This window comes from Pseudomonas sp. 9.3L, from assembly GCF_058536285.1.
This window is the reverse complement of the sequence record NZ_JBZUBK010000001.1, coordinates 765,432-791,386: the sequence shown is the minus strand read 5'-3', so window position 1 is coordinate 791,386 and position 25,955 is coordinate 765,432. Positions and strand designations below refer to the sequence as shown.

The 25,955-nt window shown below is 57.2% G+C and carries 19 protein-coding genes, 3 tRNA genes and 3 rRNA genes; 6 read left to right on the top strand and 19 right to left on the bottom strand.

The genetic code is table 11. The annotated features are described in order from the left end of the window. Positions 1-941: 941 nt before the first annotated feature. Positions 942-1,018: transfer RNA gene (locus AC4LE2_RS03555), tRNA-Met, on the top strand. Between the two features lie 87 nt (positions 1,019-1,105). On the opposite strand, the gene AC4LE2_RS03550 is transcribed toward AC4LE2_RS03555, so the two are convergent. The 3 genes from AC4LE2_RS03550 to can all read right to left on the bottom strand — a co-directional run bounded on the left by AC4LE2_RS03550 (position 1,106) and on the right by can (position 3,158). Next, the gene (locus AC4LE2_RS03550; protein ID WP_491824132.1) at positions 1,106-1,798 is read right to left on the bottom strand and encodes a TerC family protein; all 693 of its coding nucleotides are present in this window, start codon (positions 1,796-1,798) and stop codon (positions 1,106-1,108) included. 121 nt (positions 1,799-1,919) lie between these two features. Then, positions 1,920-2,441 carry a superoxide dismutase [Cu-Zn] SodC gene (sodC, locus tag AC4LE2_RS03545; protein WP_491824131.1) on the bottom strand — a complete coding sequence of 174 codons (522 nt, stop codon included), beginning with the start codon at positions 2,439-2,441 and terminating at the stop codon, positions 1,920-1,922. A 78-nt stretch (positions 2,442-2,519) separates the two neighbouring features. After that, positions 2,520-3,158: a carbonate dehydratase gene (gene can / locus AC4LE2_RS03540; protein ID WP_491824130.1), complete on the bottom strand. Its 639-nt coding sequence runs from the start codon at positions 3,156-3,158 to the stop codon at positions 2,520-2,522. Positions 3,159-3,294: 136 nt separating this feature from the next. On the opposite strand from can, the gene AC4LE2_RS03535 reads away from it, so the two are divergent. Beyond that, positions 3,295-3,720 (top strand): serine kinase/phosphatase, encoded by a 426-nt coding sequence (locus tag AC4LE2_RS03535; RefSeq protein WP_491824129.1) that lies wholly within the window; start codon positions 3,295-3,297, stop codon positions 3,718-3,720. On the opposite strand, the gene rimI is transcribed toward AC4LE2_RS03535, so the two are convergent. Next, on the bottom strand, positions 3,717-4,166 hold the full coding sequence (rimI, locus tag AC4LE2_RS03530; RefSeq protein WP_491824128.1) for a ribosomal protein S18-alanine N-acetyltransferase: 450 nt from the start codon (positions 4,164-4,166) through the stop codon (positions 3,717-3,719). The genes AC4LE2_RS03535 and rimI overlap by 4 nt on opposite strands. After that, a complete protein-coding gene (locus AC4LE2_RS03525) occupies positions 4,163-4,963 on the bottom strand; it encodes an energy transducer TonB (protein WP_491824127.1) in 801 nt (266 codons plus the stop codon). Before AC4LE2_RS03525 ends, rimI begins: the two co-directional genes overlap by 4 nt. Before the next feature lie 162 nt (positions 4,964-5,125). On the opposite strand from AC4LE2_RS03525, the gene mksB reads away from it, so the two are divergent. From mksB to AC4LE2_RS03510, 3 genes are read left to right on the top strand one after another with little or no spacing between them, the layout of a single operon-like run. Beyond that, positions 5,126-6,415, top strand: coding sequence for an Mks condensin complex protein MksB (mksB, locus tag AC4LE2_RS03520; RefSeq protein ID WP_491824126.1), 1,290 nt, complete (start codon positions 5,126-5,128; stop codon positions 6,413-6,415). Beyond that, entirely contained in the window at positions 6,405-7,094 is a 690-nt protein-coding gene (mksE, locus tag AC4LE2_RS03515) for an Mks condensin complex protein MksE (RefSeq protein WP_491824125.1), read from the top strand. The genes mksB and mksE overlap by 11 nt, the downstream gene beginning before the upstream one ends. Next, the gene (locus AC4LE2_RS03510; RefSeq protein WP_491824124.1) at positions 7,091-9,898 is read left to right on the top strand and encodes an Mks condensin complex protein MksF; all 2,808 of its coding nucleotides are present in this window, start codon (positions 7,091-7,093) and stop codon (positions 9,896-9,898) included. Before mksE ends, AC4LE2_RS03510 begins: the two co-directional genes overlap by 4 nt. Positions 9,899-10,016: 118 nt before the next feature. Here AC4LE2_RS03510 and rrf read toward each other — a convergent pair. The 11 genes from rrf to AC4LE2_RS03455 form a co-directional block, all read right to left on the bottom strand. Continuing rightward, positions 10,017-10,132 (bottom strand): 5S ribosomal RNA (rrf, locus tag AC4LE2_RS03505). 115 nt (positions 10,133-10,247) lie between these two features. Beyond that, positions 10,248-13,135 (bottom strand): 23S ribosomal RNA (locus AC4LE2_RS03500). Between the two features lie 223 nt (positions 13,136-13,358). Continuing rightward, a tRNA-Ala gene (locus AC4LE2_RS03495) sits at positions 13,359-13,434 on the bottom strand. Between the two features lie 117 nt (positions 13,435-13,551). Further along, a tRNA-Ile gene (locus AC4LE2_RS03490) sits at positions 13,552-13,628 on the bottom strand. An 84-nt stretch (positions 13,629-13,712) separates the two neighbouring features. Beyond that, positions 13,713-15,251 (bottom strand): 16S ribosomal RNA (locus tag AC4LE2_RS03485). Together the 16S, 23S and 5S rRNA genes with 2 tRNA genes alongside form the textbook arrangement of a ribosomal RNA operon. Before the next feature lie 487 nt (positions 15,252-15,738). Continuing rightward, positions 15,739-16,359, bottom strand: a complete 621-nt coding sequence (msrQ, locus tag AC4LE2_RS03480; protein WP_491824123.1) for a protein-methionine-sulfoxide reductase heme-binding subunit MsrQ — start codon at positions 16,357-16,359, stop codon at positions 15,739-15,741. Further along, the gene (gene msrP, locus AC4LE2_RS03475) at positions 16,359-17,372 is read right to left on the bottom strand and encodes a protein-methionine-sulfoxide reductase catalytic subunit MsrP (RefSeq protein WP_491824122.1); all 1,014 of its coding nucleotides are present in this window, start codon (positions 17,370-17,372) and stop codon (positions 16,359-16,361) included. Before msrP ends, msrQ begins: the two co-directional genes overlap by 1 nt. Positions 17,373-17,431: 59 nt before the next feature. Further along, complete coding sequence (gene pssA / locus AC4LE2_RS03470) at positions 17,432-18,280, bottom strand: CDP-diacylglycerol--serine O-phosphatidyltransferase (protein WP_491824121.1); 849 nt, start codon at positions 18,278-18,280, stop codon at positions 17,432-17,434. 144 nt (positions 18,281-18,424) lie between these two features. After that, positions 18,425-19,441 carry a ketol-acid reductoisomerase gene (gene ilvC, locus AC4LE2_RS03465; protein WP_491824120.1) on the bottom strand — a complete coding sequence of 339 codons (1,017 nt, stop codon included), beginning with the start codon at positions 19,439-19,441 and terminating at the stop codon, positions 18,425-18,427. 47 nt (positions 19,442-19,488) lie between these two features. After that, positions 19,489-19,980, bottom strand: a complete 492-nt coding sequence (gene ilvN, locus AC4LE2_RS03460; RefSeq protein WP_491824119.1) for an acetolactate synthase small subunit — start codon at positions 19,978-19,980, stop codon at positions 19,489-19,491. A gap of 2 nt (positions 19,981-19,982) precedes the next feature. Beyond that, entirely contained in the window at positions 19,983-21,707 is a 1,725-nt protein-coding gene (locus AC4LE2_RS03455) for an acetolactate synthase 3 large subunit (RefSeq protein WP_491824118.1), read from the bottom strand. Between the two features lie 351 nt (positions 21,708-22,058). On the opposite strand from AC4LE2_RS03455, the gene AC4LE2_RS03450 reads away from it, so the two are divergent. Continuing rightward, positions 22,059-22,499, top strand: a complete 441-nt coding sequence (locus tag AC4LE2_RS03450; protein WP_491824117.1) for a DUF4124 domain-containing protein — start codon at positions 22,059-22,061, stop codon at positions 22,497-22,499. 24 nt (positions 22,500-22,523) lie between these two features. On the opposite strand, the gene AC4LE2_RS03445 is transcribed toward AC4LE2_RS03450, so the two are convergent. Genes AC4LE2_RS03445 through mrcB form a run of 3 tightly spaced genes read right to left on the bottom strand, consistent with a single transcriptional unit; the run spans position 22,524 to position 25,938 of the window. After that, positions 22,524-22,859, bottom strand: coding sequence for a YqcC family protein (locus AC4LE2_RS03445; RefSeq protein WP_491824116.1), 336 nt, complete (start codon positions 22,857-22,859; stop codon positions 22,524-22,526). A 5-nt stretch (positions 22,860-22,864) separates the two neighbouring features. Next, the gene (locus AC4LE2_RS03440) at positions 22,865-23,602 is read right to left on the bottom strand and encodes a tetratricopeptide repeat protein (RefSeq protein ID WP_491824115.1); all 738 of its coding nucleotides are present in this window, start codon (positions 23,600-23,602) and stop codon (positions 22,865-22,867) included. A gap of 14 nt (positions 23,603-23,616) precedes the next feature. Next, the gene (mrcB, locus tag AC4LE2_RS03435) at positions 23,617-25,938 is read right to left on the bottom strand and encodes a penicillin-binding protein 1B (protein WP_491824114.1); all 2,322 of its coding nucleotides are present in this window, start codon (positions 25,936-25,938) and stop codon (positions 23,617-23,619) included. Positions 25,939-25,955 lie beyond the last annotated feature (17 nt).

Sequence of the window (25,955 nt, the reverse complement as noted above, 5' to 3'; positions counted from 1 at the left end):
AGCGTGTCGACCACTTGGTGCAGGTCTGCGTCGTTCTGCCCCAAGCCTTCGCCGGTACGGCCACCCTCCCCGAAACTGCCAGCGGCCTGCTGTGAAGCCCGTACGGTTTCGTGCAAACGTGAGGCAATGTCTACGAAACGCTGGGTAAGCGCCGTGACGGCGTCTTCGGTTTGTGTACGTGAGGTGTCCAATTGACGAACCCAGACCGGCAAGGCTTCGGCACATAACTGTTCAACGCTGGAGCGTTCCAACGCGTCACCCGCCGGGCTCGATTGGCTGTGCTGGGCGTGCAGGGCTGCAAGTGCCCGCTGGGCAGATGCCCGTGCACCACGGGCAATCAACAGAGCAGCGCCCATCGTGGGAATCGCAACCGCCGCCACGGTGACCCACAAGGCGGCAGGCTGCGCGAAGACCACCAAGGCGCCTACAGACACCACTGTGGCGAGTGCGCCCAGGACAAACGCTGGCCCTGTATACCCCGGCGCCTGCGGCACGTCGTTCCTGTCCATCGAAAGCCCCTTGGATTCATACCGGCGGCAATGCCATAAGTACTGTGTTTATCTTTACTAGCCCATAAAACTTTACAAAGCCAATTGACCGTTCGTCACCAAAGTTACATTACTTATACATACCCTCTACGCTCGGGCGCGGCGCTAAGACAAAGCGGTCAAGTGGGGTTCTTGTATAAAATCTCTATGGATCCAATGTTTTGAATGGCACTGGGTGTCTAGGCCTTGGTGGTAAAAGCGCCCTACACAAAATAAGTTTTGTACAAGATTTTTGGCACCCTACTAGCCCCGGCTTACGCTGCCGTTGGGGCGATCTGCTCTCAAGCGCACGTGGGGTAGCCATACAGATCAAGCGTTTAGGGCGCTTTTTTTCAAAAAAACGTTCCTTGCGCTTGACACATAGCTCGCTGACACGAATAATGCGCGCCACTTGGCTACATAGCTCAGTTGGTTAGAGCATAGCATTCATAATGCTGGGGTCCGGGGTTCAAGTCCCTGTGTAGCCACCAAGCACGGTTTAATCTGCAATGCAGTGACAACCACAAGAAAACCCGCTTAGTGCGGGTTTTTTTGTGCCTGTTGATTAATAAGCCGTGTTAATCGAAATCCGCCTTTGGCCGGGCGTGGTAATAGGCCATGGCTGCACCTACGCCCATCACGATAATTGCGCCAAGGGCACTGGCCAGGTAGTCAAGCAGAGAACCAGCCGAGGGTACCCACCGGGCTATGGTCGGGTCTGACAGGGCAAGGCTAACTGCAACCCAGCCTATCAACCCGCCGCCCAGGGTAACCACCGCCGGAAAGCGCTCCATCAACGCCAGGATGACGCGGCTTCCTATCAGGATAAGCGGGATGCTTAGCAACACCCCCGCCGCCACCAGGTACAGGTTGCCATTGCCCGCTGCCGCAACGGCCAATACGTTGTCCAGGGACATCACCGCGTCGGCCACAACGATAGTTTTGATCGCAGCCCATAGGTGAGCGCTACTTTTTACGTCGGGGTCGTCATCTGTAGCCGCAATCAGGCGTATGCCAATCCACAGCAGTAGCAGGCCAGCTACGAGCTTGAGCCAGGGCAGTTGTAGCAAATGCATGGCGAAGAACAGCAAGGCTACCCTCAGAACGATGGCACCCACCATGCCGCCCCAGATGGCTTTGCGCCGCTGATGAGGCGGGAGCTGGCGACAGGCCATGGCAATCACGATGGCGTTGTCGCCTCCCAATAGCAGATCCAGCAGTACGATTTGTAGCAAGGATGCCCACAGTGTAGGGTCAGCCAACCACGTCATTCTTAACTCCTATCGCCTTGTGCCCGCAGAGCGCCGCGCCTGATCAACTGTGACAGGCACGCTGTACATTCGCTCCACGGCGCTACGCTTTAGGGGCTGGCTGCGTGATTACCTTGCACCTTTACAGGACGCCGCATGCCATACGGGCACCGCCACCGCCCAAGGCTTGAGGCATGTCCGCATGGTTGTCGCCGCCCGCATGCACCATCAATGCATGGCCTTCGACCTCGCTGAGTTTTTTCAACCGAGGGGCCAGCACTGGGTAAGTGGCCGTACCGTCGGCATTGACGTACAGCGCAGGCAGGTCCCCCAAGTGCCCTTCACCGTAGGGGCCCAGGTGCTTGCCGGTCTTGGCAGGGTCCAGGTGCCCGCCTGCGGCCTCGGCGGGGGACATCTTGCCGTCCTTCATGGCAGGGGCGCAACTGCCGTTCTGGTGTACATGGAACCCATGCACGCCTGCGGGCAGGCCTCTGAGGGCGGGCGTGAACACTAACCCGTAGGCTGTTTCTTCTACCTTGACCTCGCCCACTGACTGCAACGGCCCCTCAGGGCCGGCCATATTCAGGGTGACGGTTTTACTGGCCGCCTGTGCGCCTACGGTACCTGCCATCAGCAGGGCCGCCATCCACGCAGATGCTTTCATATTGCCTCCAGGGTTATTGCATTCAGTTTCATGTTAGTGGGCTTTGAGGCCAGAGGTTCGCGGGGTATTAGTAGCCAATTATGTCAATGGTCGCAGACGGTACTGGGGTGGCAGGTGCTCCAGCCCGCTGATGGTGGTATCCAGGCTCTTCCAGCGGCCGTCTTTGATGCCATAGATGCACCCGTGAATCGACAGGCTTTGGCCGCGGTGCCAGGCGTTCTGAACAATGCTGGTATGGCCCACGTTCGCTACTTGTTGAATCACGTTCAGCTCGCACAGGCGGTCGACCCGTGCCTCTTCGGTAGCAAGCTCGGCCAAGGCATGGCGATGGTCGTAGTACAGGTCACGGATAGACCTTAGCCAGCCGTCAATGAGCCCCAGTTGGCGGTCCTGCATGGCCGCACGCACACCTCCGCATCCGTAGTGCCCTGTAATCAATATGTGTTTTACCTTGAGTACATCCACTGCGTACTGGATGACCGACAGGCAATTGAGGTCCGTTTGAAGGACCACGTTGGCGACGTTGCGGTGAACGAACAGGTCGCCTGGCAGCATGCCAACGATTTCATTGGCCGGCACGCGCGCATCCGAACAGCCGATCCAGAGAAACTCAGGTGTCTGTTGTCTGGCCAGCTTGGCAAAGAAGTCCGGGTCCCGTTGGGTAATGGCGTCCGCCCACCGGGCGTTGTTGTCGATCAGTTGTTGTAAGTCGTTCATGGTCAGGCCTCCAGTACGATGCGCCAGTATGACTCTGCGCTGCTTTGACAAGTCACGTCACCGCCAGCGGGCAGTTGATTGAATCTTGCCAAGCGGGGCGAGTCCACCCCTTAAGCGCACTCATTGGAGAATCACCATGGAACCCAAAACCCGCGGCTTGCATGAGCCGCAACCTAACGAAATCGACACGACCGAAGACCGTATCGGCTCCGTCCACCCTCTGGATTTCAATGACCCTAACGACAATGGCCCCGCCGGTTTCACCGGGGACGGGTTGGGGGATGACTTTGATGCTTCACCCGAACGCGTGATGGAAGCCGGGCTGACCGGCGCCTCGACCGACGATCATCATCAGACCATGGATGACATGAGCCCTGAAACGCTGATCCGTGAGGACGGCGCCGAGTCGCCCGAAGAAAGTGAGCTGAGCAGCGCCCCGAACGACTTGCAACTCAACACGGTGGATGAAGATGAGATCGGTGGCGGGGATGGCCTGGACGAGGCGGAGCTGGCGCACCTCGACCCGCTCGATGGCAAGAAGTGGGACGGCGAAGCGGATTAAACCAGCGTACAGGCCATGACCAGGGCGTCTTCACGCCCACCCGCGGCGGGGTAGTAATCCCGCCGCCTACCCACCTCGTTAAAGCCATAACGGTCATAAAGCCGGTATGCAGACTGATTGCTCGCCCTGACTTCCAGAAAGCATTCCTGCCCATTCAGGGCCATGGCCCTGTTCATCAAATGCTCAAGCAGTTGTAGGCCTAACCCACGGCCTTGGTTCTCTGGCTTTACCGTGAGGTTAAGCAGGTGAGCTTCATCGATGATGACGTTGATAACCCCGTGGCCCACCAGTTGTTGCCCTTCGTACATCAGCCAGATTTCGTAGCTTTTAAGCCCATCCAGAAAAATGCCACGCGTCCAGGGGTGCGTGTAGGCGGCGTACTCGACTTTGAGTACGGCGTCGAGGTCTGCTTCGGTCATCAAGCGAAAGGTGACAGCGTTATTCATTCAGCAGGTATCCAGTGCGTCATCACGCGACGCATCGCGTGCCAGACGTCCGCCTTCTTATGCGGCTCATCCATAAGGGTTTCCAGCCCAGGCAACGCCCAACCGTTGCAGAGGCCGTCAATGGGTGCGTAGCGGTAAAGGCTGCTGTCGTCCAGGCCCCCGGCAAAACGAAGAGCGGGCAGGCCCACCAGCCACAGGCAATCGCAGGGGGCGGTTTCCAGCTGCGCGGACACGAACCCTTGCACGAAGTCCTTCGCGGCTTCTGGCCCCTGGTCAAGCGTGCCCTTGACCAGCAGTGGCCAACGCACTGGGTCCCCGATCAGCTGCGGGCTGTCCGGTAGGCCTGCGGCCCGTAGCATGTCCTTGAGCAACAAGTAGCCAGGGTCACGCGACTGAAAGGCATCCCCCGTGGGCAGCTCCGCCAGCACCAGGCAACGCCCTGCGCGTAATAGCTGCAGGGCGAAGCGAGGCACAGGCGTGGTAGTAGCCTTTGGTGCCTTGGGGGCTGCTGCCTCAACCCGCGCAAGGGGTGACTTGGTAGCGGACGGCCGCGGCAGCTCCGGCTTTAGCTTGGGCCGCTCCGGCTGAGGCTTGGGCCGCACCATAGGCGCGACTGCCTGGGGGGCTGGAGCCGCCGAGAGGGGTGGTACCTCAGGCGCCTGGACCTCGACACACTCCAACAGGCTTGCCGACAGGCTTGGGCGTGAGGGTGCCGCAAACGGCAACTCGGTGCGTGGCAACCATTGCACCACTTGCATGGCATCCAGGTAAGCGCGGCGGCGAGGTTCAGTTAGCACAAGCAAGCCATCGGTAGGAAATGTAGGGCAGCGATTCTACCTGTGTTGCCGCTATTTCACGACCACCCTTCCCCACCCTTTTCGCGTGATCGGGGGAGCCGCTACTGAAGCAGGGATGCGCTACAATCCGGGCTTTTTTCCAGCAACCGATCAGCAGACTCCATGATAGAACCCAAGCGCGTGCTGCGTGCCCTCGCCGAACATTGGACGTTGCTAGAGCCTCTGTGTGAACGCTTCGACCAAGGCACTTTAGGCTTGGCAGAGCTGCGCCTGCAGTTAGCTGCGCAGCAACGGGGCAGCACTGCCCAAGAGATCACAGCCTTGCTCGATCTGTGGATCCGGCTGGATATCCTGGTACCGGTAGCGCGTAGCCCGAACCGTTTTGAACTCAATGCACAGATTCATGACTTTCTGGCCTACCTCCGCCGCGAACACCGCCTGGGGCTGTGCCTGGAAATAGAAGCCTACCTGCGCCACCTTGAGCGCCTTGCGATTCATATTCAGGAGGCGTTCGACAACCGCGACGCTGATGACTTGGCGCGCCACTTGCGGCTGCTCGACATGCGCGTGCGGGACGTCCTTAAAAAGCTCGCCAACGATGAGCAAGCCTTGGTGGCAGTGGCCGAGCGGGCCAAGACGCGTGATCGTCATATACCGCTACGCCAACGCTATGCCGAAGTGCTAGCCACGTGGGACGAATACGTAGAGCCAATGATTGAGCTGGTGAGCGCGGACGGCGCCTTCGAGCGGGGGGTGTGCAACGTCGAGACCGTGCTGATACGGTTGCTGGGTGACCAGCAGCGGCTGGGCCATCTGGTCGACGATGACATGCTGATACGGACACACGCCCGTATCCTGGAAATGCAGAGCAATGCCCAACTGGCGCTGCGTCATGCTCGTGAACTGCTACTGCCGCTGCGCGAGGAGGCCCGCCGCCATAGCGCTGTCACACGTGGCGCTGCCTTGGCGCTGGCCGCTATACGACGTAAGGGCCTGGACGCTGTACCTCAGGCGGCCTTGCCTTTGTTCAGCCGGCCGCAAAGTAATTTCCTGGGCAATGCCAGTCAGGTAGAAGCCTATGTATACGCCCTGGCGCGGTTCGAATCCAAACCGGCCCCCTTTCCTCGGTCCGAGAAAGCACCCGGCACTGACGTACCAGGCCAGTCACCGCGCACGGTGCGCGAGATGGTTGCGCACTGTGAGCAGGCGTTACCGCTGCCAGACCTGATGACTTGGCTGCTGGAGCAAGCCCCTGAAGGCCATACCGATGAAGTGCTGTATTGGTTTTCCCGGCTTTCGCGTGACAAGCGCTTCGTTCGTCGTCGCTTGGAGCGGCGAGATTACCGTACCCATGAACATGCCTTGAGCCTACATTCCTTTGCCTTGTATTCGGCCGCCTCACCTCTACTGGCGGCCGATCAGCCTACCGTGAGCCCCACCCATGACGCTTGATCTGAGCGAACTAACCCACTTGGCGCCTATTTTCCGGGAGTTGTTCAAAGGCTTTCACGTAAGCCGCCGCGACCCCGAGCTGTACGCACAGTTGTCAAACCTTCAGGACGCTTACCGGGCGCTGTTCAAGGCACTGGGGTTCGAGCTGGTCTGCGACCCGCGTGGGTTTTACTACTTTGTTCCCGAGCAGGCCGCTGTTCAGGTCAACAAGACGGCACAGCGGCTTTCTTTGTTCACCTTTATCCTAGTAGAGCATCTGGCTGACCTGGGGCGCGACCCTGTCACCGTATTGGACGGTGGCAGCCTGGGGCGCGACGAGTTGCCTCCTCTACTAGAGAAATACCGGGACCTCTTCAGCCAGGCTGACGTACAAACCGCCGAAGAGTTGGAAGAAAAAATACTCCGTCGTATGGCGCACCTGGGCTTTGCCCACGAAGACCAAGGCGTTTACCGATTCCTTGCGCCCATGCATCGCTTCCTGGACGTCTGCCTGGCCGTACAGCAGGACCGCGATTTAGCCGCCAGCCTGCACACTGACTTGCCGCTACCGGCCCCGGCACTGGTTGAAGAAGACGCTGACAATCTGGCGAACAATGGGGCTGAAACAGAAGCGCTCGACGACGAGGCCAGGGCGCTGGCACGTGCCATTGCCCTGGAACAGGAGGAGAACACCCCATGAGTCAGGAACGCTACGGTATCCGTCGCTTTGCCCTGCTGAACACGGCAGGTTACAGCCTGGGGCTGTTCCCGCTCGAACACCCGCTGTCGGTGTACGGTGCCAACAACCTGGGTAAAAGCGCCTCGATCAACGCGCTGCAATTTCCTATTCTGGCCCGCATGTCCGACATGAGCTTCGGCAAATACAGCCTGGAGCAATCGCGGCGTTTTTACTTTGCCAGCGATACCAGTTACATCCTCTGCGAAGTGCAGCTTGCGCATGGCCCTCACGTTATAGGAGTTGTGGGGCGAGGGCCCGGGGGCGGTTTTGGGCATCAGTTCTTCGCCTATGCCGGGGCATTGGACTTGGCTCATTACCAGCAGGATGACACCTGCTTACGCCAAAAGGCATTGTTCGCCAACCTGGAACGCCACGGTTTGAAGGCGTACGAGCTCAAGCCTGATGAACTACGCAGGCTGCTCGTAGGCGGCCACACGTCCATTCCACTGGACCTGACACTTATCCCGTTGCGCTCAACCAGCGAGCAAAGCCTCAAAACCTTCAGGGCGTTGTTTATTAACCTGCTGCACATGCGTGAGATTACAGCCGCCAAGCTCAAGCAGCTTTTTCTCGATGCGTTCGAGCATAGCTTGCGCTCGGGTAGCGTCGATTACATTGCCGCGTGCGAAGAGGCGTTCCGTGACGTTCGGCGTATAGAACAAGACTACAACGCGTTAATGGCCGCTGGGCCACTGATCGACACCCTGAGCAATGGCGTACGCCAGCGTGACCACCTGCGCGGCAAGCTGCACCGCCTTTCGCCTGTGCTGGACCATTTGCTAGGCACCTGGTCAGCCTATGCAGGCGGCCGGCGGGAAGCGTTGTTGATTCAAGCGGAGCATTACCGCGATCAGCAGGATGTGCTACAGCAGGAGCAACGCGGCACAACCCAGGAGCTGATGCGGCTTGAGCGTGAGATCAGCGGCCTTCAGCGGTGGCAGGAGGCACTCAGCGCCCTACGCCATCGCTTTGCGCTCGTTCAGGATGCGCAGGTACTAGAGCGACAGCTAATGGCTGCCAAAGAGGCTCATGAGGAATTGGCAGGCGCACTGGCCCATGCGCGTCAATTCAGCAGCGATGACTTGGATGCTCGCGTTCGTGAACTGGAACACAGACTAAAAGCTATTCAGCAGCAGCTTGATCATGCGGACAACAACAGTTATGCCCGCTTGCGTGAGGAATTCTGTCAGCAGGACGTTGAACGCTTGATGCGCCTGTTCAATGGTGAAGTGTTCAGCCTGCCGCTAGGAGAGCACGGCATCAGCCTGGATGAGGGCGGTGGTTGGGTAAGGCCGTTGGAATCGTTGCTGCGCCACTTCCAAGGGGAGCGCTTCCACCTGGCCGGCTTGGGTATCGACCTGTCAGGCATCACCCCTCCTGCCTTGCATGCCTTGGCAGACCGCACCGGGTTGCGTGACCAAAAAGACCGGCTGGACAAAGAACTACGTCAGTTGAAGACGCAGCAGGTGGTCACCTCAGACCGCACGGCCAGTAAGCGCCAGGCGGATGAGCTGTATCAAAAGGTCATGGACGCACAGAACGCACTGGAAGATTTTCAACGCTGCCAAGCCCTTGCCGTTGACGAGCCCGGCAAGCTCGAAGCCTTGGCGCAGATGGAAGCGGCCCAGGATGAGCTCAAGCGCTCAAGTGACACCTTCGCTGAGCGGGTTCAGCAGTTGTCTGCCAAATTGCAGTTGGTCAGCCGCCAATTGGGCGACCTGGAAACCCAACAACGCGCGCTGGACGATGCGGTGCGTCGTCGTCACCTGTTACCAGCCGATATGCCCTTCGGCACTCCCTTCATGGAGCCCGTGAACGATGCCATGGACAACTTGCTGCCTTTACTCAATGACTACCAAGACAGCTGGCAGGCGCTGGTACGGGTTGAGGGGCAGATAGAGGCCCTGTATGCCCAAGTCAGGCTCAAGGGGGTTGCCAAGTTCGATAACGAGGACGATGCCGAACGCCGTTTGCAGTTACTCATCAACGCCTATGCCCATACTCATGATGAAGCCTTGACCTTGGGCAAGGCGCGGCGCGCAGCTGTCACCGATATCGCACGCACCTTGCGTAATATCCGTACGGATTACGACAGCCTTGAACAACAACTGGGGTTGTTCAATCGAGAGATCAACAAGCGGCAAGTATCAAACCTGGAAAGCTTCCGTATCGTGCTGGCGCCCAACCGGGAGGCACTCAAGCACATTGACCAGATCATCCACAGCGCTGGCCAGTATGAAGAAGGCGAAACCCTTTCAGTCTTTGATCTGCAACAGAGCGCTGAGCAGGATACCCAGAATGAAGAGGCCAAGGAGTACTTGGCGCGCTTGGTAGGCGCCAATCACAATCAGTTGGGTTTAAAGGACCTTTTCGAGCTTACGTTTGAGATCACCAAGGTCAATAGCCAACCGGTGGTACATACGGACATTGATGGCGCTGCTTCTAACGGTACAACCATGACCATTAAGGCGTTGACCAACATGTACCTGCTGCTTCACCTGATGGACCGGGAACGCGCCGGGCAAATTCGGCTGCCCTATTACCTGGATGAAGCCGCAGATATCGATGAGCGTAACCAGGCAGCACTGCTTGAAACCAGTCAGCAGTTAGGCTTTACGCCTATCCTGGCGTCTGTCAAACCGCAGGTCTCAGCTCATGTGGCTATCGACCTTGAAGGGGGAAGTGGGCCGAACGGCATCTACATTGATGAGGCTGACTGGACGTTTATCAACCGCCACGAGCCTGCGCCTCAACCCTTGAAGTAGCGGGCGCACTGTAGCGGCCTGGCCATGAGGGTCAGGCCGACTCAGCCAGAGGCTGGGCTTTTTAGCCCAGACAGACAAAACCCCTGACCGCAGTGCGATCAGGGGTTTTGGGTGTGAATCTTGACGATGACCTACTCTCACATGGGGAAACCCCACACTACCATCGGCGATGCATCGTTTCACTGCTGAGTTCGGGAAGGGATCAGGTGGTTCCAATGCTCTATGGTCGTCAAGAAATTCGGTAGCCGCGGCGCGTACACGTCGTGGCGAATCTGGGTATGTGAGTGTGCAAGCGTCTGGTGTGTCTTCACCCCTGCGCGCTGCCGTTGGCAGATTGCTTGGGTGTTATATGGTCAAGCCTCACGGGCAATTAGTATGGGTTAGCTCAACGCCTCACAGCGCTTACACACCCCACCTATCAACGTCGTAGTCTTCGACGGCCCTTCAGGGAGCTCAAGGCTCCAGTGAGATCTCATCTTGAGGCAAGTTTCCCGCTTAGATGCTTTCAGCGGTTATCTCTTCCGAACATAGCTACCCGGCAATGCCACTGGCGTGACAACCGGAACACCAGAGGTTCGTCCACTCCGGTCCTCTCGTACTAGGAGCAGCCCCTCTCAAATCTCAAACGTCCACGGCAGATAGGGACCGAACTGTCTCACGACGTTCTAAACCCAGCTCGCGTACCACTTTAAATGGCGAACAGCCATACCCTTGGGACCGGCTTCAGCCCCAGGATGTGATGAGCCGACATCGAGGTGCCAAACACCGCCGTCGATATGAACTCTTGGGCGGTATCAGCCTGTTATCCCCGGAGTACCTTTTATCCGTTGAGCGATGGCCCTTCCATACAGAACCACCGGATCACTAAGACCTACTTTCGTACCTGCTCGACGTGTCTGTCTCGCAGTCAAGCGCGCTTTTGCCTTTATACTCTACGACCGATTTCCGACCGGTCTGAGCGCACCTTCGTACTCCTCCGTTACTCTTTGGGAGGAGACCGCCCCAGTCAAACTACCCACCATACACTGTCCTCGATCCGGATAACGGACCTGAGTTAGAACCTCAAGGTTGCCAGGGTGGTATTTCAAGGTTGGCTCCACGCAGACTGGCGTCCACGCTTCAAAGCCTCCCACCTATCCTACACAAGCAAGCTCAAAGTCCAGTGCAAAGCTATAGTAAAGGTTCACGGGGTCTTTCCGTCTAGCCGCGGATACACTGCATCTTCACAGCGATTTCAATTTCACTGAGTCTCGGGTGGAGACAGCGCCGCCATCGTTACGCCATTCGTGCAGGTCGGAACTTACCCGACAAGGAATTTCGCTACCTTAGGACCGTTATAGTTACGGCCGCCGTTTACCGGGGCTTCGATCAAGAGCTTCGCTTGCGCTAACCCCATCAATTAACCTTCCGGCACCGGGCAGGCGTCACACCCTATACGTCCACTTTCGTGTTTGCAGAGTGCTGTGTTTTTAATAAACAGTCGCAGCGGCCTGGTATCTTCGACCGGCATAGGCTTACGGGGTAAACCCTTCACCTTCGCCGGCGCACCTTCTCCCGAAGTTACGGTGCCATTTTGCCTAGTTCCTTCACCCGAGTTCTCTCAAGCGCCTTGGTATTCTCTACCCAACCACCTGTGTCGGTTTGGGGTACGGTTCCTGGTTACCTGAAGCTTAGAAGCTTTTCCTGGAAGCATGGCATCGACCACTTCGTGTCCTGAGACACTCGTCATCAGCTCTCGGCCTTAAGATCCCGGATTTACCTAAGATCTCAGCCTACCACCTTAAACTTGGACAACCAACGCCAAGCTGGCCTAGCCTTCTCCGTCCCTCCATCGCAATAACCAGAAGTACAGGAATATTAACCTGTTTTCCATCGACTACGCTTTTCAGCCTCGCCTTAGGGACCGACTAACCCTGCGTCGATTAACGTTGCGCAGGAAACCTTGGTTTTTCGGCGTGCGAGTTTTTCACTCGCATTGTCGTTACTCATGTCAGCATTCGCACTTCTGATACCTCCAGCCAGCTTCTCAACTGACCTTCACAGGCTTACAGAACGCTCCTCTACCGCGTCACTTGCGTGACACCCGTAGCTTCGGTACCTGGTTTGAGCCCCGTTACATCTTCCGCGCAGGCCGACTCGACTAGTGAGCTATTACGCTTTCTTTAAAGGGTGGCTGCTTCTAAGCCAACCTCCTAGCTGTCTAAGCCTTCCCACATCGTTTCCCACTTAACCAGGATTTTGGGACCTTAGCTGACGGTCTGGGTTGTTTCCCTTTTCACGACGGACGTTAGCACCCGCCGTGTGTCTCCCATGCTCGGCACTTGTAGGTATTCGGAGTTTGCATCGGTTTGGTAAGTCGGGATGACCCCCTAGCCGAAACAGTGCTCTACCCCCTACAGTGATACATGAGGCGCTACCTAAATAGCTTTCGAGGAGAACCAGCTATCTCCGAGCTTGATTAGCCTTTCACTCCGATCCACAGGTCATCCGCTAACTTTTCAACGGTAGTCGGTTCGGTCCTCCAGTTAGTGTTACCCAACCTTCAACCTGCCCATGGATAGATCGCCCGGTTTCGGGTCTATTCCCAGCGACTAGACGCCCTATTAAGACTCGCTTTCGCTACGCCTCCCCTATTCGGTTAAGCTTGCCACTGAAAATAAGTCGCTGACCCATTATACAAAAGGTACGCAGTCACAGAACAAGTCTGCTCCCACTGCTTGTACGCATACGGTTTCAGGTTCTATTTCACTCCCCTCTCCGGGGTTCTTTTCGCCTTTCCCTCACGGTACTGGTTCACTATCGGTCAGTCAGTAGTATTTAGCCTTGGAGGATGGTCCCCCCATATTCAGACAAAGTTTCTCGTGCTCCGTCCTACTCGATTTCATTGACAAGAGATTTTCGCGTACAGGGCTATCACCCACTATGGCCGCACTTTCCAGAGCGTTCCGCTAATCTCAAATCAACTTAAGGGCTGGTCCCCGTTCGCTCGCCACTACTAAGGGAATCTCGGTTGATTTCTTTTCCTCAGGGTACTTAGATGTTTCAGTTCCCCTGGTTCGCCTCTTGCACCTATGTATTGAGTACAAGATACCCAGCTTGTGCTGGGTGGGTTCCCCCATTCAGAGATCTCCGGATCAAAGTCTGTTTGCCGACTCCCCGAAGCTTATCGCAGGCTACCACGTCTTTCATCGCCTCTGACTGCCAAGGCATCCACCGTATGCGCTTATTCACTTGACCATATAACCCCAAGCAATCTGGGGAGTACAGGTGTGAAGAACAACATTCGCTTTACCTTAGCCTGATCACACCAGCAGTGAAACTGGTCTGAACAGTCTATCTTTCTATCACATACCCAAATTTTTAAAGAACGATTCTGGAAAAGACCAGAAATCAACATTCAGGCCCCGGCACCTGAGGTGCGTGAGGGAATGCTCATTTCTAAGCTTTCAAACAGTGAAGGTGGTGGAGCCAAGCGGGATCGAACCGCTGACCTCCTGCGTGCAAGGCAGGCGCTCTCCCAGCTGAGCTATGGCCCCGCAATAATGCCAACCAAAAAAACTGGTGGGTCTGGGCAGATTCGAACTGCAGAAAAGCCACCTCACCGCTCTTTATCCAGGAGCATGGGGCGCGCTCTGCATCTGACCAGCCAAAACTGGTGGGTCTGGGCAGATTCGAACTGCCGACCTCACCCTTATCAGGGGTGCGCTCTAACCAACTGAGCTACAGACCCAATATCAGGGCATGCATCACTTAATCGTCTTTACAGTGAATCAAGCAATTCGTGTGGGTGCTTATGGGCGGCTGTGTCGTCGATTAAGGAGGTGATCCAGCCGCAGGTTCCCCTACGGCTACCTTGTTACGACTTCACCCCAGTCATGAATCACACCGTGGTAACCGTCCTCCCGAAGGTTAGACTAGCTACTTCTGGTGCAACCCACTCCCATGGTGTGACGGGCGGTGTGTACAAGGCCCGGGAACGTATTCACCGCGACGTTCTGATTCGCGATTACTAGCGATTCCGACTTCACGCAGTCGAGTTGCAGACTGCGATCCGGACTACGATCGGTTTTGTGAGATTAGCTCCGTCTCGCGACTTGGCGACCCTCTGTACCGACCATTGTAGCACGTGTGTAGCCCAGGCCGTAAGGGCCATGATGACTTGACGTCATCCCCACCTTCCTCCGGTTTGTCACCGGCAGTCTCCTTAGAGTGCCCACCTTAACGTGCTGGTAACTAAGGACAAGGGTTGCGCTCGTTACGGGACTTAACCCAACATCTCACGACACGAGCTGACGACAGCCATGCAGCACCTGTCTCAATGTTCCCGAAGGCACCACCTCATCTCTGAAGCGTTCATTGGATGTCAAGGCCTGGTAAGGTTCTTCGCGTTGCTTCGAATTAAACCACATGCTCCACCGCTTGTGCGGGCCCCCGTCAATTCATTTGAGTTTTAACCTTGCGGCCGTACTCCCCAGGCGGTCAACTTAATGCGTTAGCTGCGCCACTAAGCGCTCAAGGCGCCCAACGGCTAGTTGACATCGTTTACGGCGTGGACTACCAGGGTATCTAATCCTGTTTGCTCCCCACGCTTTCGCACCTCAGTGTCAGTATCAGTCCAGGTGGTCGCCTTCGCCACTGATGTTCCTTCCTATATCTACGCATTTCACCGCTACACAGGAAATTCCACCACCCTCTACCATACTCTAGCTTGCCAGTTTTGGATGCAGTTCCCAGGTTGAGCCCGGGGATTTCACATTCAACTTGACAAACCACCTACGCGCGCTTTACGCCCAGTAATTCCGATTAACGCTTGCACCCTCTGTATTACCGCGGCTGCTGGCACAGAGTTAGCCGGTGCTTATTCTGTCGGTAACGTCAAAACCGTTACGTATTAGGTAACGACCCTTCCTCCCAACTTAAAGTGCTTTACAATCCGAAGACCTTCTTCACACACGCGGCATGGCTGGATCAGGCTTTCGCCCATTGTCCAATATTCCCCACTGCTGCCTCCCGTAGGAGTCTGGACCGTGTCTCAGTTCCAGTGTGACTGATCATCCTCTCAGACCAGTTACGGATCGTCGCCTTGGTGGGCCTTTACCCCACCAACTAGCTAATCCGACCTAGGCTCATCTGATAGCGTGAGGTCCGAAGATCCCCCACTTTCTCCCGTAGGACGTATGCGGTATTAGCAACCGTTTCCGGTTGTTATCCCCCACTATCAGGCAGATTCCTAGGCATTACTCACCCGTCCGCCGCTCGCCACCAGGAGCAAGCTCCCGTGCTGCCGCTCGACTTGCATGTGTTAGGCCTGCCGCCAGCGTTCAATCTGAGCCATGATCAAACTCTTCAGTTCAATACTGCATGGGTTTTGAGAAAACCCTAAACTTGGCTCAGCAATCGCAAGACTTCCCGAAGGAAGCCACTCATTCGAATTTCTTCGTCTGAGTACTTGTGATGCTGATAATCATTGTGACAATCAGTCCAACTCACAAGCACCCACACGAATTGCTTGATTCATTTGTTAAAGAGCGGTGGTTGAGCTGTTCGCTTCAACCGAGGCGCGCATTGTACGCTAACCTTGCATCCTGTCAAGCGTTTATTTCTGAAGTTTCAGAATTTCTCGTTCAACTTCAACCACTTGACCGCTTCAGGACCTCTCGAAGCGGGAGGCGAATTCTACAGCACTACAACCTGCTGTCAACCACCTTTTTCACCGCGTTCGATCCGGAGACCGAAGCCACTTCCCGTCTTACCAAACCGCTAACTCATTGATATCCAAGAAGTTTGCCGTTCCGTTGTCGCTGGAAGTGGGGCGCATTATAAGGGGTTTCAGGAGGGCGTCAAGCACCTGTTTTCAAATTCGTCTTTTTATTTGGCCGACGTTTGATAAATCGGGCCACTGCAGGAATACGCAACGCCATGAGCGCCGCCCCTACTGACGCATAGACTGACCACTCTGCCCAGTTGGCCCTCACGATCCAGAGGAAATGCAGCAGCGCTAACCCAAGCGCGCCATATACAGCTTTATGCAGCGTTCGCCACCGAGAGCCCAGTTTACGCTGACTGGCCCGGTTGGACGTTACCGCCAGGGCCAACAGCGTGATCCATGCCAGCGCACCAACGATGATATAGGGCCGATTGCGTAGCTCTACACCCAGCTGACCGAAGTCCAGGCCGAGCACAAAAAACAGGTAGGCTGCCAAGTGGAGCACCGCGTAGGCAAAACACCACAGGCCCAGTTGACGCCTGACGACAATCCACCCACTCCAACCTGTGACTCTCTGCAAAGGGGTCATGGCCAGAATAATCAGGAGCAGGATAAGCGCGCCAAGGCCGAGCCGCTCCAGCAGTACCTTTCCGGGATCTGGCCCTAATGCGAAAACCCACGCTTGGTACAGCCAAAGCAATGGCCATACCGCAATCACTATAAACACCCCCAATCGAAAAAGCGGATAACGCATCAGTAGTTCACCTTCAGGTCCAACCCCGCATACAGAGAGGCAACTTCATCAGCGTAGCCATTGAACATCATGGTTTCCCTTACATTAGGCGCGAATAAACCACTGGGTAAACGGCGCTCCCTGGCCTGCGTCCAGCGTGGGTGATCAACCTGAGGATTGACGTTGGCATAGAAGCCGTATTCATCAGGCGCAATGGCTTGCCATGTGGTACTGGGCTGCTCCTTTACCAGGCTGATGCGCACAATCGACTTGATACCTTTGAAGCCGTATTTCCAAGGAACAATCAACCGAAGAGGCGCGCCATTCTGGTTAGGCAGTTCTTGCCCATACATACCCACTGCCAGGATCGTCAACGGATGCATGGCTTCGTCCAGCCGAAGCCCTTCTTCATAGGGCCACTTTATATAAGAGAAGCTGGAGCGCTGACCCGGCATGGTCGCAGGGTCTTGCAGGGTTTCGAACCGCACATACTTGGCTTGAGCGGTAGGTTCTACCTGCTTCAAGATACTGGCCAACGGGAAGCCGAGCCATGGGATGACCATCGACCATGCTTCAACACAGCGCAGACGGTAGATCCGCTCTTCGAGCTGATAGGGTTTGACGAAATCTTCCAGGGCGAACTTGCCTGGTTTTGCAACCTCTCCGTCGACGACAAGGGACCAAGGCTCGGTCACCAAGCTTCCAGCATTCTTGGCCGGATCGCTTTTGTCAGTGCCAAATTCGTAGAAGTTGTTATAGGTAGACGCATCCTTGAACGGCGTGATGCTCTCCCCTTTTGCAGTCACCGCCTGCCAGGCTGCATGCTCCAGCTTGCTCTTGAACCATGCCGGAGGGCTGCCTGCGGTAACGCCTTCATAGCTGGAGGCATCAGCGGCGCTCGCCCATGAGGGAAGCGCGGCGCCAGCGGCCAGCATAGCGCTGCTGGCCATCATCTTTCGACGTGAAAGGTAAATCGCCTCAGGGGTAACCTCGGACTCGTGGCACGCCGAGGCTGGAGGAACCTTGATAATCATGTTGCACGCTCCGTTCTGACAGTTTTAGAACCGTAGGACGGAGTGTGCGCTGATTTATTTCACTTGTGCCGACGAACACGCAACAAATGTTGTACGGGCCCAGAGGCGGCATATACCAGGAAGATCAGCAGGAGGATCTTCGGAGGGTCAATGAATACGACGGCAAAGACCAGGACCACAGCCAAGATAGCAACAAAGGGCACACGGCCTTTGAGGTCCAGCTCTTTAAAGCTGTTGTACTTGATATTGCTGACCATCAGCATGCCAGCGCCTGCAACCAGAATGGCCACCAGGAACGACAATTTGGCTCCGGGTATTTCAAGGTCGCTCAATGCCCAGACTACGCCCGCTACCACACCTGCAGCCGCAGGGCTTGCCAACCCAATGAAATAACGTTTGTCAGCCTTACCTACCTGGGTGTTAAAGCGCGCCAAGCGTAACGCAGCGCCAGCCACATAAATAAAGGCCACCATCCAGCCCACCTTACCCATGGCCCCTAATGCCCAGACAAAAGCTAGCAACGCGGGCGCCAGGCCAAAGGCAATCATGTCGGACAGCGAATCGTATTCAGCACCGAACGCGCTTTGGGTATTGGTCATCCTGGCCACCCGGCCGTCGAGACCATCCAGCACCATGGCCACGAAAATGGCGATGGCAGCGAAGGAAAAGTATTTAACAGCTTCTACCGAATTCCCTGCGCTAAGCGCGCTCTGGGCAGTGATCGAGTTGATGATCGAGTAGAAGCCAGCAAACAAGTTGGCGGTGGTAAAGAGATTGGGCAGGAGGTAAATACCGCGGTGACGGACTTTACGCCCCTCGGCATCCTGGCCCTCTTCAACGTGCTCGTCGATGGGCAGCAGGCTATCGGCATCGTAGGCCGGGTTCGGCTCTTCAGGGCGTTCGCTCATATACAGAGTACCTTGCAACATGTGAAAAATATCGACCTGCGTAGGAGACGAGGGTTCGCCTACAAACGTTGCAGCTTTATACCAGAAGGCGGCGCTGAAACGAAAAAACGCGGCCTAGGCCGCGTTTCCCGGTCATCGCATGAATCAGTTCTTAGCTTTGTCGACGATTTTGTTCGCCGAGATCCACGGCATCATGGAACGCAGCTGTTCGCCGATCACTTCGATACCGTGTGCCGCGTTGTTACGGCGACGGGCGGTCATCGACGGGTAGTTAGCTGCGCCTTCAGCAATGAACATCTTGGCGTATTCGCCGTCCTGGATGCGCTTGAGCGCATTGCGCATGGCCTGACGGGACTCAGCGTTGATCACTTCAGGACCGGTGACGTATTCACCGTACTCCGCGTTGTTGGAGATCGAGTAGTTCATGTTGGCGATACCGCCTTCGTACATGAGGTCAACGATCAGTTTGAGCTCGTGCAAGCACTCAAAGTACGCCATTTCTGGCGCGTAGCCTGCCTCGACCAGGGTTTCGAAACCTGCCTTGACCAACTCGACCGCGCCACCACATAGCACCGCCTGTTCGCCGAACAGGTCGGTTTCGGTCTCGTCTTTGAACGTGGTTTCGATGATGCCGGTACGGCCACCACCCACGCCCGCAGCATAGGACAGCGCAACGTTCTTGGCATTGCCAGACGCGTCCTGGTAGATCGCGATCAGGTCAGGAATACCCCCGCCTTTGACGAACTCGGAGCGTACGGTATGGCCTGGCGCCTTGGGCGCGATCATGATGACGTCCAGGTCGCTACGTGGAACGACCTGATTGTAGTGAATTGCAAAGCCATGGGAGAAGGCCAGGGTAGCGCCCTGCTTGAGATTAGGCTCGACCTCGTCCTTGTACAGGCGCGACTGGAATTCGTCTGGCGTCAGGATCATCACAAGGTCGGCAGACGCAACGGCACTGGCTACGTCAGTTACCTTGAGCCCGTGGGCTTCAGCTTTGGCTACGGTAGCCGAGCCTTTACGTAGGCCCACCACGACGTCCACACCGGAATCTTTCAGGTTGCACGCTTGTGCGTGGCCCTGGGAGCCATAACCGATGACGGCGACTTTCTTGCCCTGGATGATGGACAGATCACAGTCTTTGTCGTAATAAACTTTCATGAAATTCCCCTGGTTATGCTGGCCCGCAAGCCATTTACAAAATTGGATTAGATGCTGAGTACTTTATCGCCGCGTGCAATGCCCGTAACGCCGCTGCGTACGGTCTCGAGAATCGAGGCAGTGCCCACTGCATGAATAAAGCTGTCGAGCTTGTCGCTGGTACCGGTCAGTTGCACGGTATAAACGCTACTAGTGACGTCCACGATCTGGCCGCGGAAGATGTCCGTGGTACGTTTGACCTCGGCGCGCTGAGCGCCGGTTGCCTTGACCTTCACTAACATCAATTCCCGCTCGATGTGCGCGCTTTCTGACAAATCGACCAGTTTCACCACTTCAATCAGCTTGTTGAGGTTCTTGGTGATCTGCTCGATTACCTCGTCATGACCGAAGGTGGTCAGGGTGAGACGAGACAGCGTAGGGTCTTCCGTCGCTGCCACCGTCAGGCTTTCAATGTTGTAATTGCGTTGAGAGAACAGGCCAACTACCCGCGACAGGGCGCCAGGCTCGTTTTCCAGCAACAGGGAGATAATGTGCCGCATGGTCAGGTCCGCTCCGTCTTGCTCAGCCACATGTCACGCATCGCGCCGTCTTTGATTTGCATCGGGTAGACGTGCTCACTGGTATCAACCTGGATATCCAGGAACACCAGGCGATCCTTCATGGCAAACGCCTCGGCCATTTTGGGCTTGAGGTCTTTGAGATCAGTGATCCGCATACCAACGTGGCCATAGGCTTCAGCCAACTTGACGAAGTCGGGCAGTGACTCCATGTAGGAGTGCGAATGACGGCTGCTGTAGATCATGTCCTGCCACTGGCGAACCATTCCCAGAACGCCGTTGTTCAGGTTGACGATTTTCACCGGCAAGCCGTACTGCATACAGGTGGACAGTTCCTGAATGTTCATCTGGATACTGCCTTCGCCGGTAACGCACGCCACGTCGTCTTCAGGGAAGTTGAGCTTCACACCCATGGCTGAAGGGAAACCAAAGCCCATGGTGCCGAGACCGCCTGAGTTGATCCAGCGGTTAGGCTTGTCAAACGGGTAGTGCTGGGCGGCAAACATCTGATGCTGCCCTACGTCCGAAGTGATGAAGGCATCACCGTGGGTCACTTCGAACAGGGTACGGATAACCGTCTGAGGCTTGATGAGCGGGCCATCGGGCTGCTCGTAAGGGAACAGGCCGTGCTCACCGCGCCACTCCTCGACCTGCTTCCACCAGGCGGCGACTGCAGCCTGGTCGGGCGCCTGGCCCAACTCTTTATAGGCCGCGACCATGTCGGTTAGCACGCTCTCCACCGGGCCAACGATGGGCACGTCGGCCTTGATCGTCTTGGAAATGGAAGCCGGGTCGATGTCCACGTGGATAATTTTGGCATTCGGGCAAAACTTCGCCGCGCCGTTGATCACGCGGTCGTCGAAGCGAGCCCCAACGGCAAAGATCACGTCTGCGTTGTGCATGGCCATGTTGGCCGTGTAGCTACCGTGCATGCCCAGCATGCCGAGGAACTGACGGTCAGTGCCTGGATACGCCCCCAAGCCCATCAGGGTATTGGTGACGGGCGCATTCAATAGGTGCGCAAGCTCCGTCAGGGGCGCAGAAGCACCGCCCAGGATAACCCCACCGCCGGCATACACCACCGGACGGCGCGCTGCCACCAACATCTCGACGGCTTTACGGATCTGCCCCGAGTGCCCCCGAACCGCCGGCGAATACGAACGCAGCTTAGCCTTCTTGGGGTACACGTATTCAAACTTTTCAGCAGGGTTGGTCATGTCCTTGGGGATGTCGACCACCACGGGGCCCGGCCTGCCAGATTCAGCCAGGTAAAATGCTTTTTTCAAGATGTCCGGAATTTCCGACGCGTGCTTGATCATGAAGCTGTGCTTCACGATGGGCCGGGAAATACCAATCATGTCGGTTTCCTGGAACGCATCGGTACCGACCATGGTGCTAGGCACCTGCCCGGACAACACCACCATGGGAATAGAGTCCATGTAGGCGGTAGCGATACCGGTGATGGCATTGGTAGCGCCAGGGCCGGACGTTACCAGCACGACGCCGGCTTTACCGGTCGCGCGGGCGTAACCGTCGGCCATGTGCGTGGCCGCCTGTTCATGGCGGACCAGAATGTGCGCGACCGCGGGTTCCTTGAACAAGGCATCGTAGACATGAAGGAGAGCACCGCCAGGGTACCCATAGATGTGCTTGACACCCTCGTCTCGCAAAAAGCGGACGATCATCTCAGCGCCGGATAAGAGCTCCACGTTGTTCACCTCTAAAACGCCAGAGTACCGCCTGGGTGGCGGATCTATTAGGTTTACTGCCAAGCAGAGCATGAGCGACGGTGGTCGCCGACTACGTCAGCACTGACTGAGCAAGTATTGGGACTTCCCCAAGTGTTGCGGGGGGTTCCCACCCAGCGCGAGGTAACGCGTTGCGGGTGTAACAGGTCGGCGCGGGTATGCGCCTCATGATCTGCTGGGCGGGCCTGCTTCTGGCAGTCCCTCACAGCGGACTTTGGATTGTTGTAAATAGCCCCCTTCAAGTCAAGCGCTCTGTTGGCTTTCTGCTTCTGTGGTAATTTGCTCGCAGCCTTTTGAATGAATGGAGCAGACATGCGCCTCACCTGCCTGGCAGCCACGTTGCTGCTGTTGATGACAGGGCCGTCATACGCGGCCCAGGTCTATAAATGGGTAGACAGCAGTGGCGTGACCCACTTCGACGCCAAGCCACCCATCGGCCAAGCCGCTACACCTATCGATACCCATGCTCCGCCGCCGGCAAGCCCACCCAAGACCAACCAGGACGGGGACGAGGACAACGTCGACAACGACCCAGAGCAAAAAGCCGCTAATGCTCAGGTGCGGGAGCAGGTGGCCGAACAGGAAGAGAAAACCAAGGAGTTCTGCCAACAGGCACGTACCAACCTTGCGCAGCTTAATAACAACCCGCGGGTACGTCAGGAAGTGGACGGCGAGTTAAGGCGTCTGACCGAGGAAGAGCGAAAAACCCAGATTGCCGATACGCGAAAGGCCATCGCCGATCAATGCCGCTAAGCCAGCCAGCGGCATTGGATGGATTCAGGTGGGCCTTGCCTCAGTGATAAGCAGGTCGAATTGGCGCAAGGAGGTCATCAGCGCGTGGCCCTGGCCTGGTCGGCTGGCGTAAACCATCTCCGCCATGGCCAGGATGCCGGAGGTTGCAGGCAGGGGCAGACCGTTTTCAATGATGAGTTTCATGCGGGGCAGGAAAATCCACTGCAACCACTGCTCGAACGACAAGGTATCGACGCTGAAGGGCTCCTGGCTCGCCAAGGCTGCAGGGCTGGGCGATTGTTCCTCCCACTCGCCGCTTTGCCGCAGGGCCTGCTCAATGAGCAGCAGTTGATCAGCGATAGCAGGCAACCGGCTGTCCATGTCGATCAGCCCCGCGCATTCTTGCGGGCCAGGGCGGCGCCAGCGGCATCACCCTGTTTCTCGCGCGCCTGGGCAATGATTTCCCACAGGCGCGCCTGTAAGTCTGGCCGGCCATTGGCGTAGCTCATGGCCCTGCGCGCGAACTGTTCCGCCTGAGCGGCGTCGCCTTGGGCAAGCCTTACCTGAGCGAGACGAAAGAGCACCTGAGGCTCGCGCGGGGCGATGCGCTGTGCCCGCTCAAGACTGGAAGAGGCGCCGTTCAGGTCGCCCCCGCCTTGCTGTTGCTGGGCGGTAGTCAGCAAGGCCAATACCGGGCCATCGAGCTGCTCGTCCGCTGACAGGCCACCACTGGCGCGATTGCTGGAAGGGATGCCACTGGGAGCGGCAGGGGCCGGTGCATAACTGCCTACCGAGGGCGGTGCAACGCTGGGGCTTGGCGCCACGGCTGCAGGCCCGCTGGTAACCGGGCCAGGCACGATGGGGCCGGTGCTGATAGGCGCACTGGTACTGATAGGTGCATTGGACGTAGGCACCATGACCATCACGCCACTGTCTTGTGGCGCAGCCTGTACAGGAGCGACAGGCACTGGCGCGCGATACGTCGAGGTGCGCTTCGCTGAGACACGCTCGTTATTCGACACCGCCGAGCCCTGATCCACGACAGGAATCGAACCGCGCGGCACGCTGGCACAACCGTTCAGCATCAGGGCTGCGATTACTACAGGAAACCACCACTTGTTCACGTTTGCTCCTCGAATCAATTGAGCCACCCTTTAATCCAGTCCATGACTGGTGCTGGCGCATCCTGGCCGGCATTACAGGCCACGCCGGAGGCGGGCTCGCTACCGCGGATATACGGCATCTGTACAGCGTTTGGGCACCCCTCGGCCGACCCCTGGCCGGTCTGGGCATCCACCCAGGCCAGCACAATGTTATCCGGCACAGCCATGTTCAAGGGTAGCGGGTCGGCCTTGCGCATGAAGTTGGTCCATACCTGCAGGGCACCCGTAGCGCCGGTATAGGGTGTCTTGCCGTTATCGTCACGGCCCATCCATACCACGGCGAGCAGGTCCTGACTAAAGCCTGCGAACCAACTGTCTCGCGAATCGTTGGTAGTCCCCGTTTTACCCGCAAGGTTCAGCGACGAAGGCAATACGCTGTAAGCCGAACGCGCCGTACCCTCGCGTACCACACGCTGCATCGCAGTCTGGATCAGGTAGATGCTCCCAGGGTCGAACCGCTGCTGGATCTGGAACGGATAGCGCTTGAGGGGCTCACCTTCGGCAGTTAGCACGCTACGGATGCCCCTCATGGGTGTGTTGTACCCCCCATTGGCAATGGTCTGATAGACCGTTGCCACCTGCATCGGGCTCATGGCCCCTGCCCCCAGCAGCATGGAGGGGTAAGCTGGCCAGTCAACGTCTACGCCAAGCTTGCCAAGGGTCTTGAAGACATTAGGGATGCCAACGTCCAACCCAAGGCGAGCACTTGAGAGGTTGTAGGAATGCGCCAAGCCCTGATACAGGAAGATGGTGCCGTTGGAGCCGCGCTCATAGTTTTGTGGCGACCACACCTGGCCATCCGCCCCCTTGATCGAGAAGGGCTCGTCCTTTATCCAACTGGTGAGGGTGTACTGGTTGGGCTTTTCAAGTGCGGTGAGGTAGATCGCAGGCTTGACCAGCGAGCCGATGGGCCGCACTGCATCCAGCGCGCGATTGAACCCTGCGAACCCTGGCTGACGACTGCCCACTAGCGCTTGTACTTCGCCGCTTTCTGGGTTGGTAACCACCATGGCGGTTTCCATGGCAGCGCCCCCTTTGCGGGCAGAGAAGCGCTTGAAGCTTTCACTCACGGCCGCTTCGGCCTTCATCTGCAAGATAGGGTCGAAGCTGGTAAAGATACGTAGCCCTTCGCCCGTGAGGTCTTCATCGCGGTAGTCTTCTTTGAGCTGACGCTTGACCAGGTCCAGGAACCCTGGGAAAGAGCTGTCGGCCAGGCTGCCGCGCTGGGTAACGCCCAAGGGCATTTTCTTGGCCGCAGCCACCGCTTCGGCCGACGCGACGCCTTGCTCCTGTAGCAGGTCCAGGACCAGGTTACGGCGCTCAAGCGCCCGCTCCGGGTTGCGCCGCGGGTTGTAAGACGATGGCCCCTTAACCATCCCTACCAGCAAGGCCACCTGATGCAGGCGTAACTCGGACAGCGGCTGGCTGAAGAAGAACTGGCTGGCGAGCCCGAAGCCATGGACAGCACGTTGCCCGTCCTGGCCAATGAACACCTCGTTAAGGTACGCCTCAAGGATTTCCTGCTTGCTGTAGTGAATCTCCAACAGCACGGCCATCATCGCCTCGGTCAGCTTTCGGCTCAGGCTGCGCTCATTGGTGAGATAGAAGTTTTTGACCAACTGCTGCGTAAGGGTACTGCCACCCTGGCGCGCGTGCCCGGACGTGGTATTTATGTAAACCGCGCGCGCAATGGCCTTGGGCGAGACGCCGAAGTGATGGTAGAAATCCCGGTCCTCGACCGTAACCAGGGTTTCGACCAGGTACGGCGGAACCTGGTCGAGCTTGATAAGAATGCGGTCTTCAAGATTTTTCGGGTAAATACCGCCGATCAACAAGGGCTCAAGGCGAACCACAGGCAGCTTGGCGTTTCCGGCGCTGCTCAGCTCGGCCACATAGCTCCCGGAGAAGCGCACCCGTACCGGCCTGGCCTGCTCCAGCCCTTCATAGAACTGAAAGCCACGGGTATTGAGGGACACCGTGCTACCTGAAACCGCCACCTGCCCCGGCCCGTCCACGGCGTTTACACGCCGATAGCCAAGGGCATCCAGCTCGGTGAGGAAATCCTTGAGTTCAAGCTTTTGCCCTACGAACAGCTCAAGCGGCCGTGCGTAGACCTTGGCAGGGATCGTCCAGCGTTTGCCAGAGAATTTATCCTGCACCACGGCATCGAGGTAAATGGCCACGCCCGCGAGGGCTACGAGCCCTACCAAGGCGAGTTTCATGGCCCAACCGAGCCAGGTACGGGCACGCCGTGAGGAGGGGCGAGAGGGTTTGCGAGGGGATCGGCTACGTGTCATGGCGGCGGATTATACGC

What these genes read in the sequence shown, in the direction of transcription:
- msrQ (WP_491824123.1), bottom strand. Translation starts at nt 16,359, where the DNA reads ATGCGTTATCCGCTTTTTCGATTGGGGGTGTTTATAGTGATTGCGGTA.
- can (WP_491824130.1), bottom strand. Translation starts at nt 3,158, where the DNA reads ATGAACGACTTACAACAACTGATCGACAACAACGCCCGGTGGGCGGAC.
- mksE (WP_491824125.1), top strand. Translation starts at nt 6,405, where the DNA reads ATGACGCTTGATCTGAGCGAACTAACCCACTTGGCGCCTATTTTCCGG.
- pssA (WP_491824121.1), bottom strand. Translation starts at nt 18,280, where the DNA reads ATGAGCGAACGCCCTGAAGAGCCGAACCCGGCCTACGATGCCGATAGC.
- AC4LE2_RS03510 (WP_491824124.1), top strand. Translation starts at nt 7,091, where the DNA reads ATGAGTCAGGAACGCTACGGTATCCGTCGCTTTGCCCTGCTGAACACG.
- mrcB (WP_491824114.1), bottom strand. Translation starts at nt 25,938, where the DNA reads ATGACACGTAGCCGATCCCCTCGCAAACCCTCTCGCCCCTCCTCACGG.
- mksB (WP_491824126.1), top strand. Translation starts at nt 5,126, where the DNA reads ATGATAGAACCCAAGCGCGTGCTGCGTGCCCTCGCCGAACATTGGACG.
- AC4LE2_RS03445 (WP_491824116.1), bottom strand. Translation starts at nt 22,859, where the DNA reads ATGGACAGCCGGTTGCCTGCTATCGCTGATCAACTGCTGCTCATTGAG.
- sodC (WP_491824131.1), bottom strand. Translation starts at nt 2,441, where the DNA reads ATGAAAGCATCTGCGTGGATGGCGGCCCTGCTGATGGCAGGTACCGTA.
- rimI (WP_491824128.1), bottom strand. Translation starts at nt 4,166, where the DNA reads ATGAATAACGCTGTCACCTTTCGCTTGATGACCGAAGCAGACCTCGAC.
- AC4LE2_RS03450 (WP_491824117.1), top strand. Translation starts at nt 22,059, where the DNA reads ATGCGCCTCACCTGCCTGGCAGCCACGTTGCTGCTGTTGATGACAGGG.
- msrP (WP_491824122.1), bottom strand. Translation starts at nt 17,372, where the DNA reads ATGATTATCAAGGTTCCTCCAGCCTCGGCGTGCCACGAGTCCGAGGTT.
- AC4LE2_RS03535 (WP_491824129.1), top strand. Translation starts at nt 3,295, where the DNA reads ATGGAACCCAAAACCCGCGGCTTGCATGAGCCGCAACCTAACGAAATC.
- ilvN (WP_491824119.1), bottom strand. Translation starts at nt 19,980, where the DNA reads ATGCGGCACATTATCTCCCTGTTGCTGGAAAACGAGCCTGGCGCCCTG.
- AC4LE2_RS03550 (WP_491824132.1), bottom strand. Translation starts at nt 1,798, where the DNA reads ATGACGTGGTTGGCTGACCCTACACTGTGGGCATCCTTGCTACAAATC.
- ilvC (WP_491824120.1), bottom strand. Translation starts at nt 19,441, where the DNA reads ATGAAAGTTTATTACGACAAAGACTGTGATCTGTCCATCATCCAGGGC.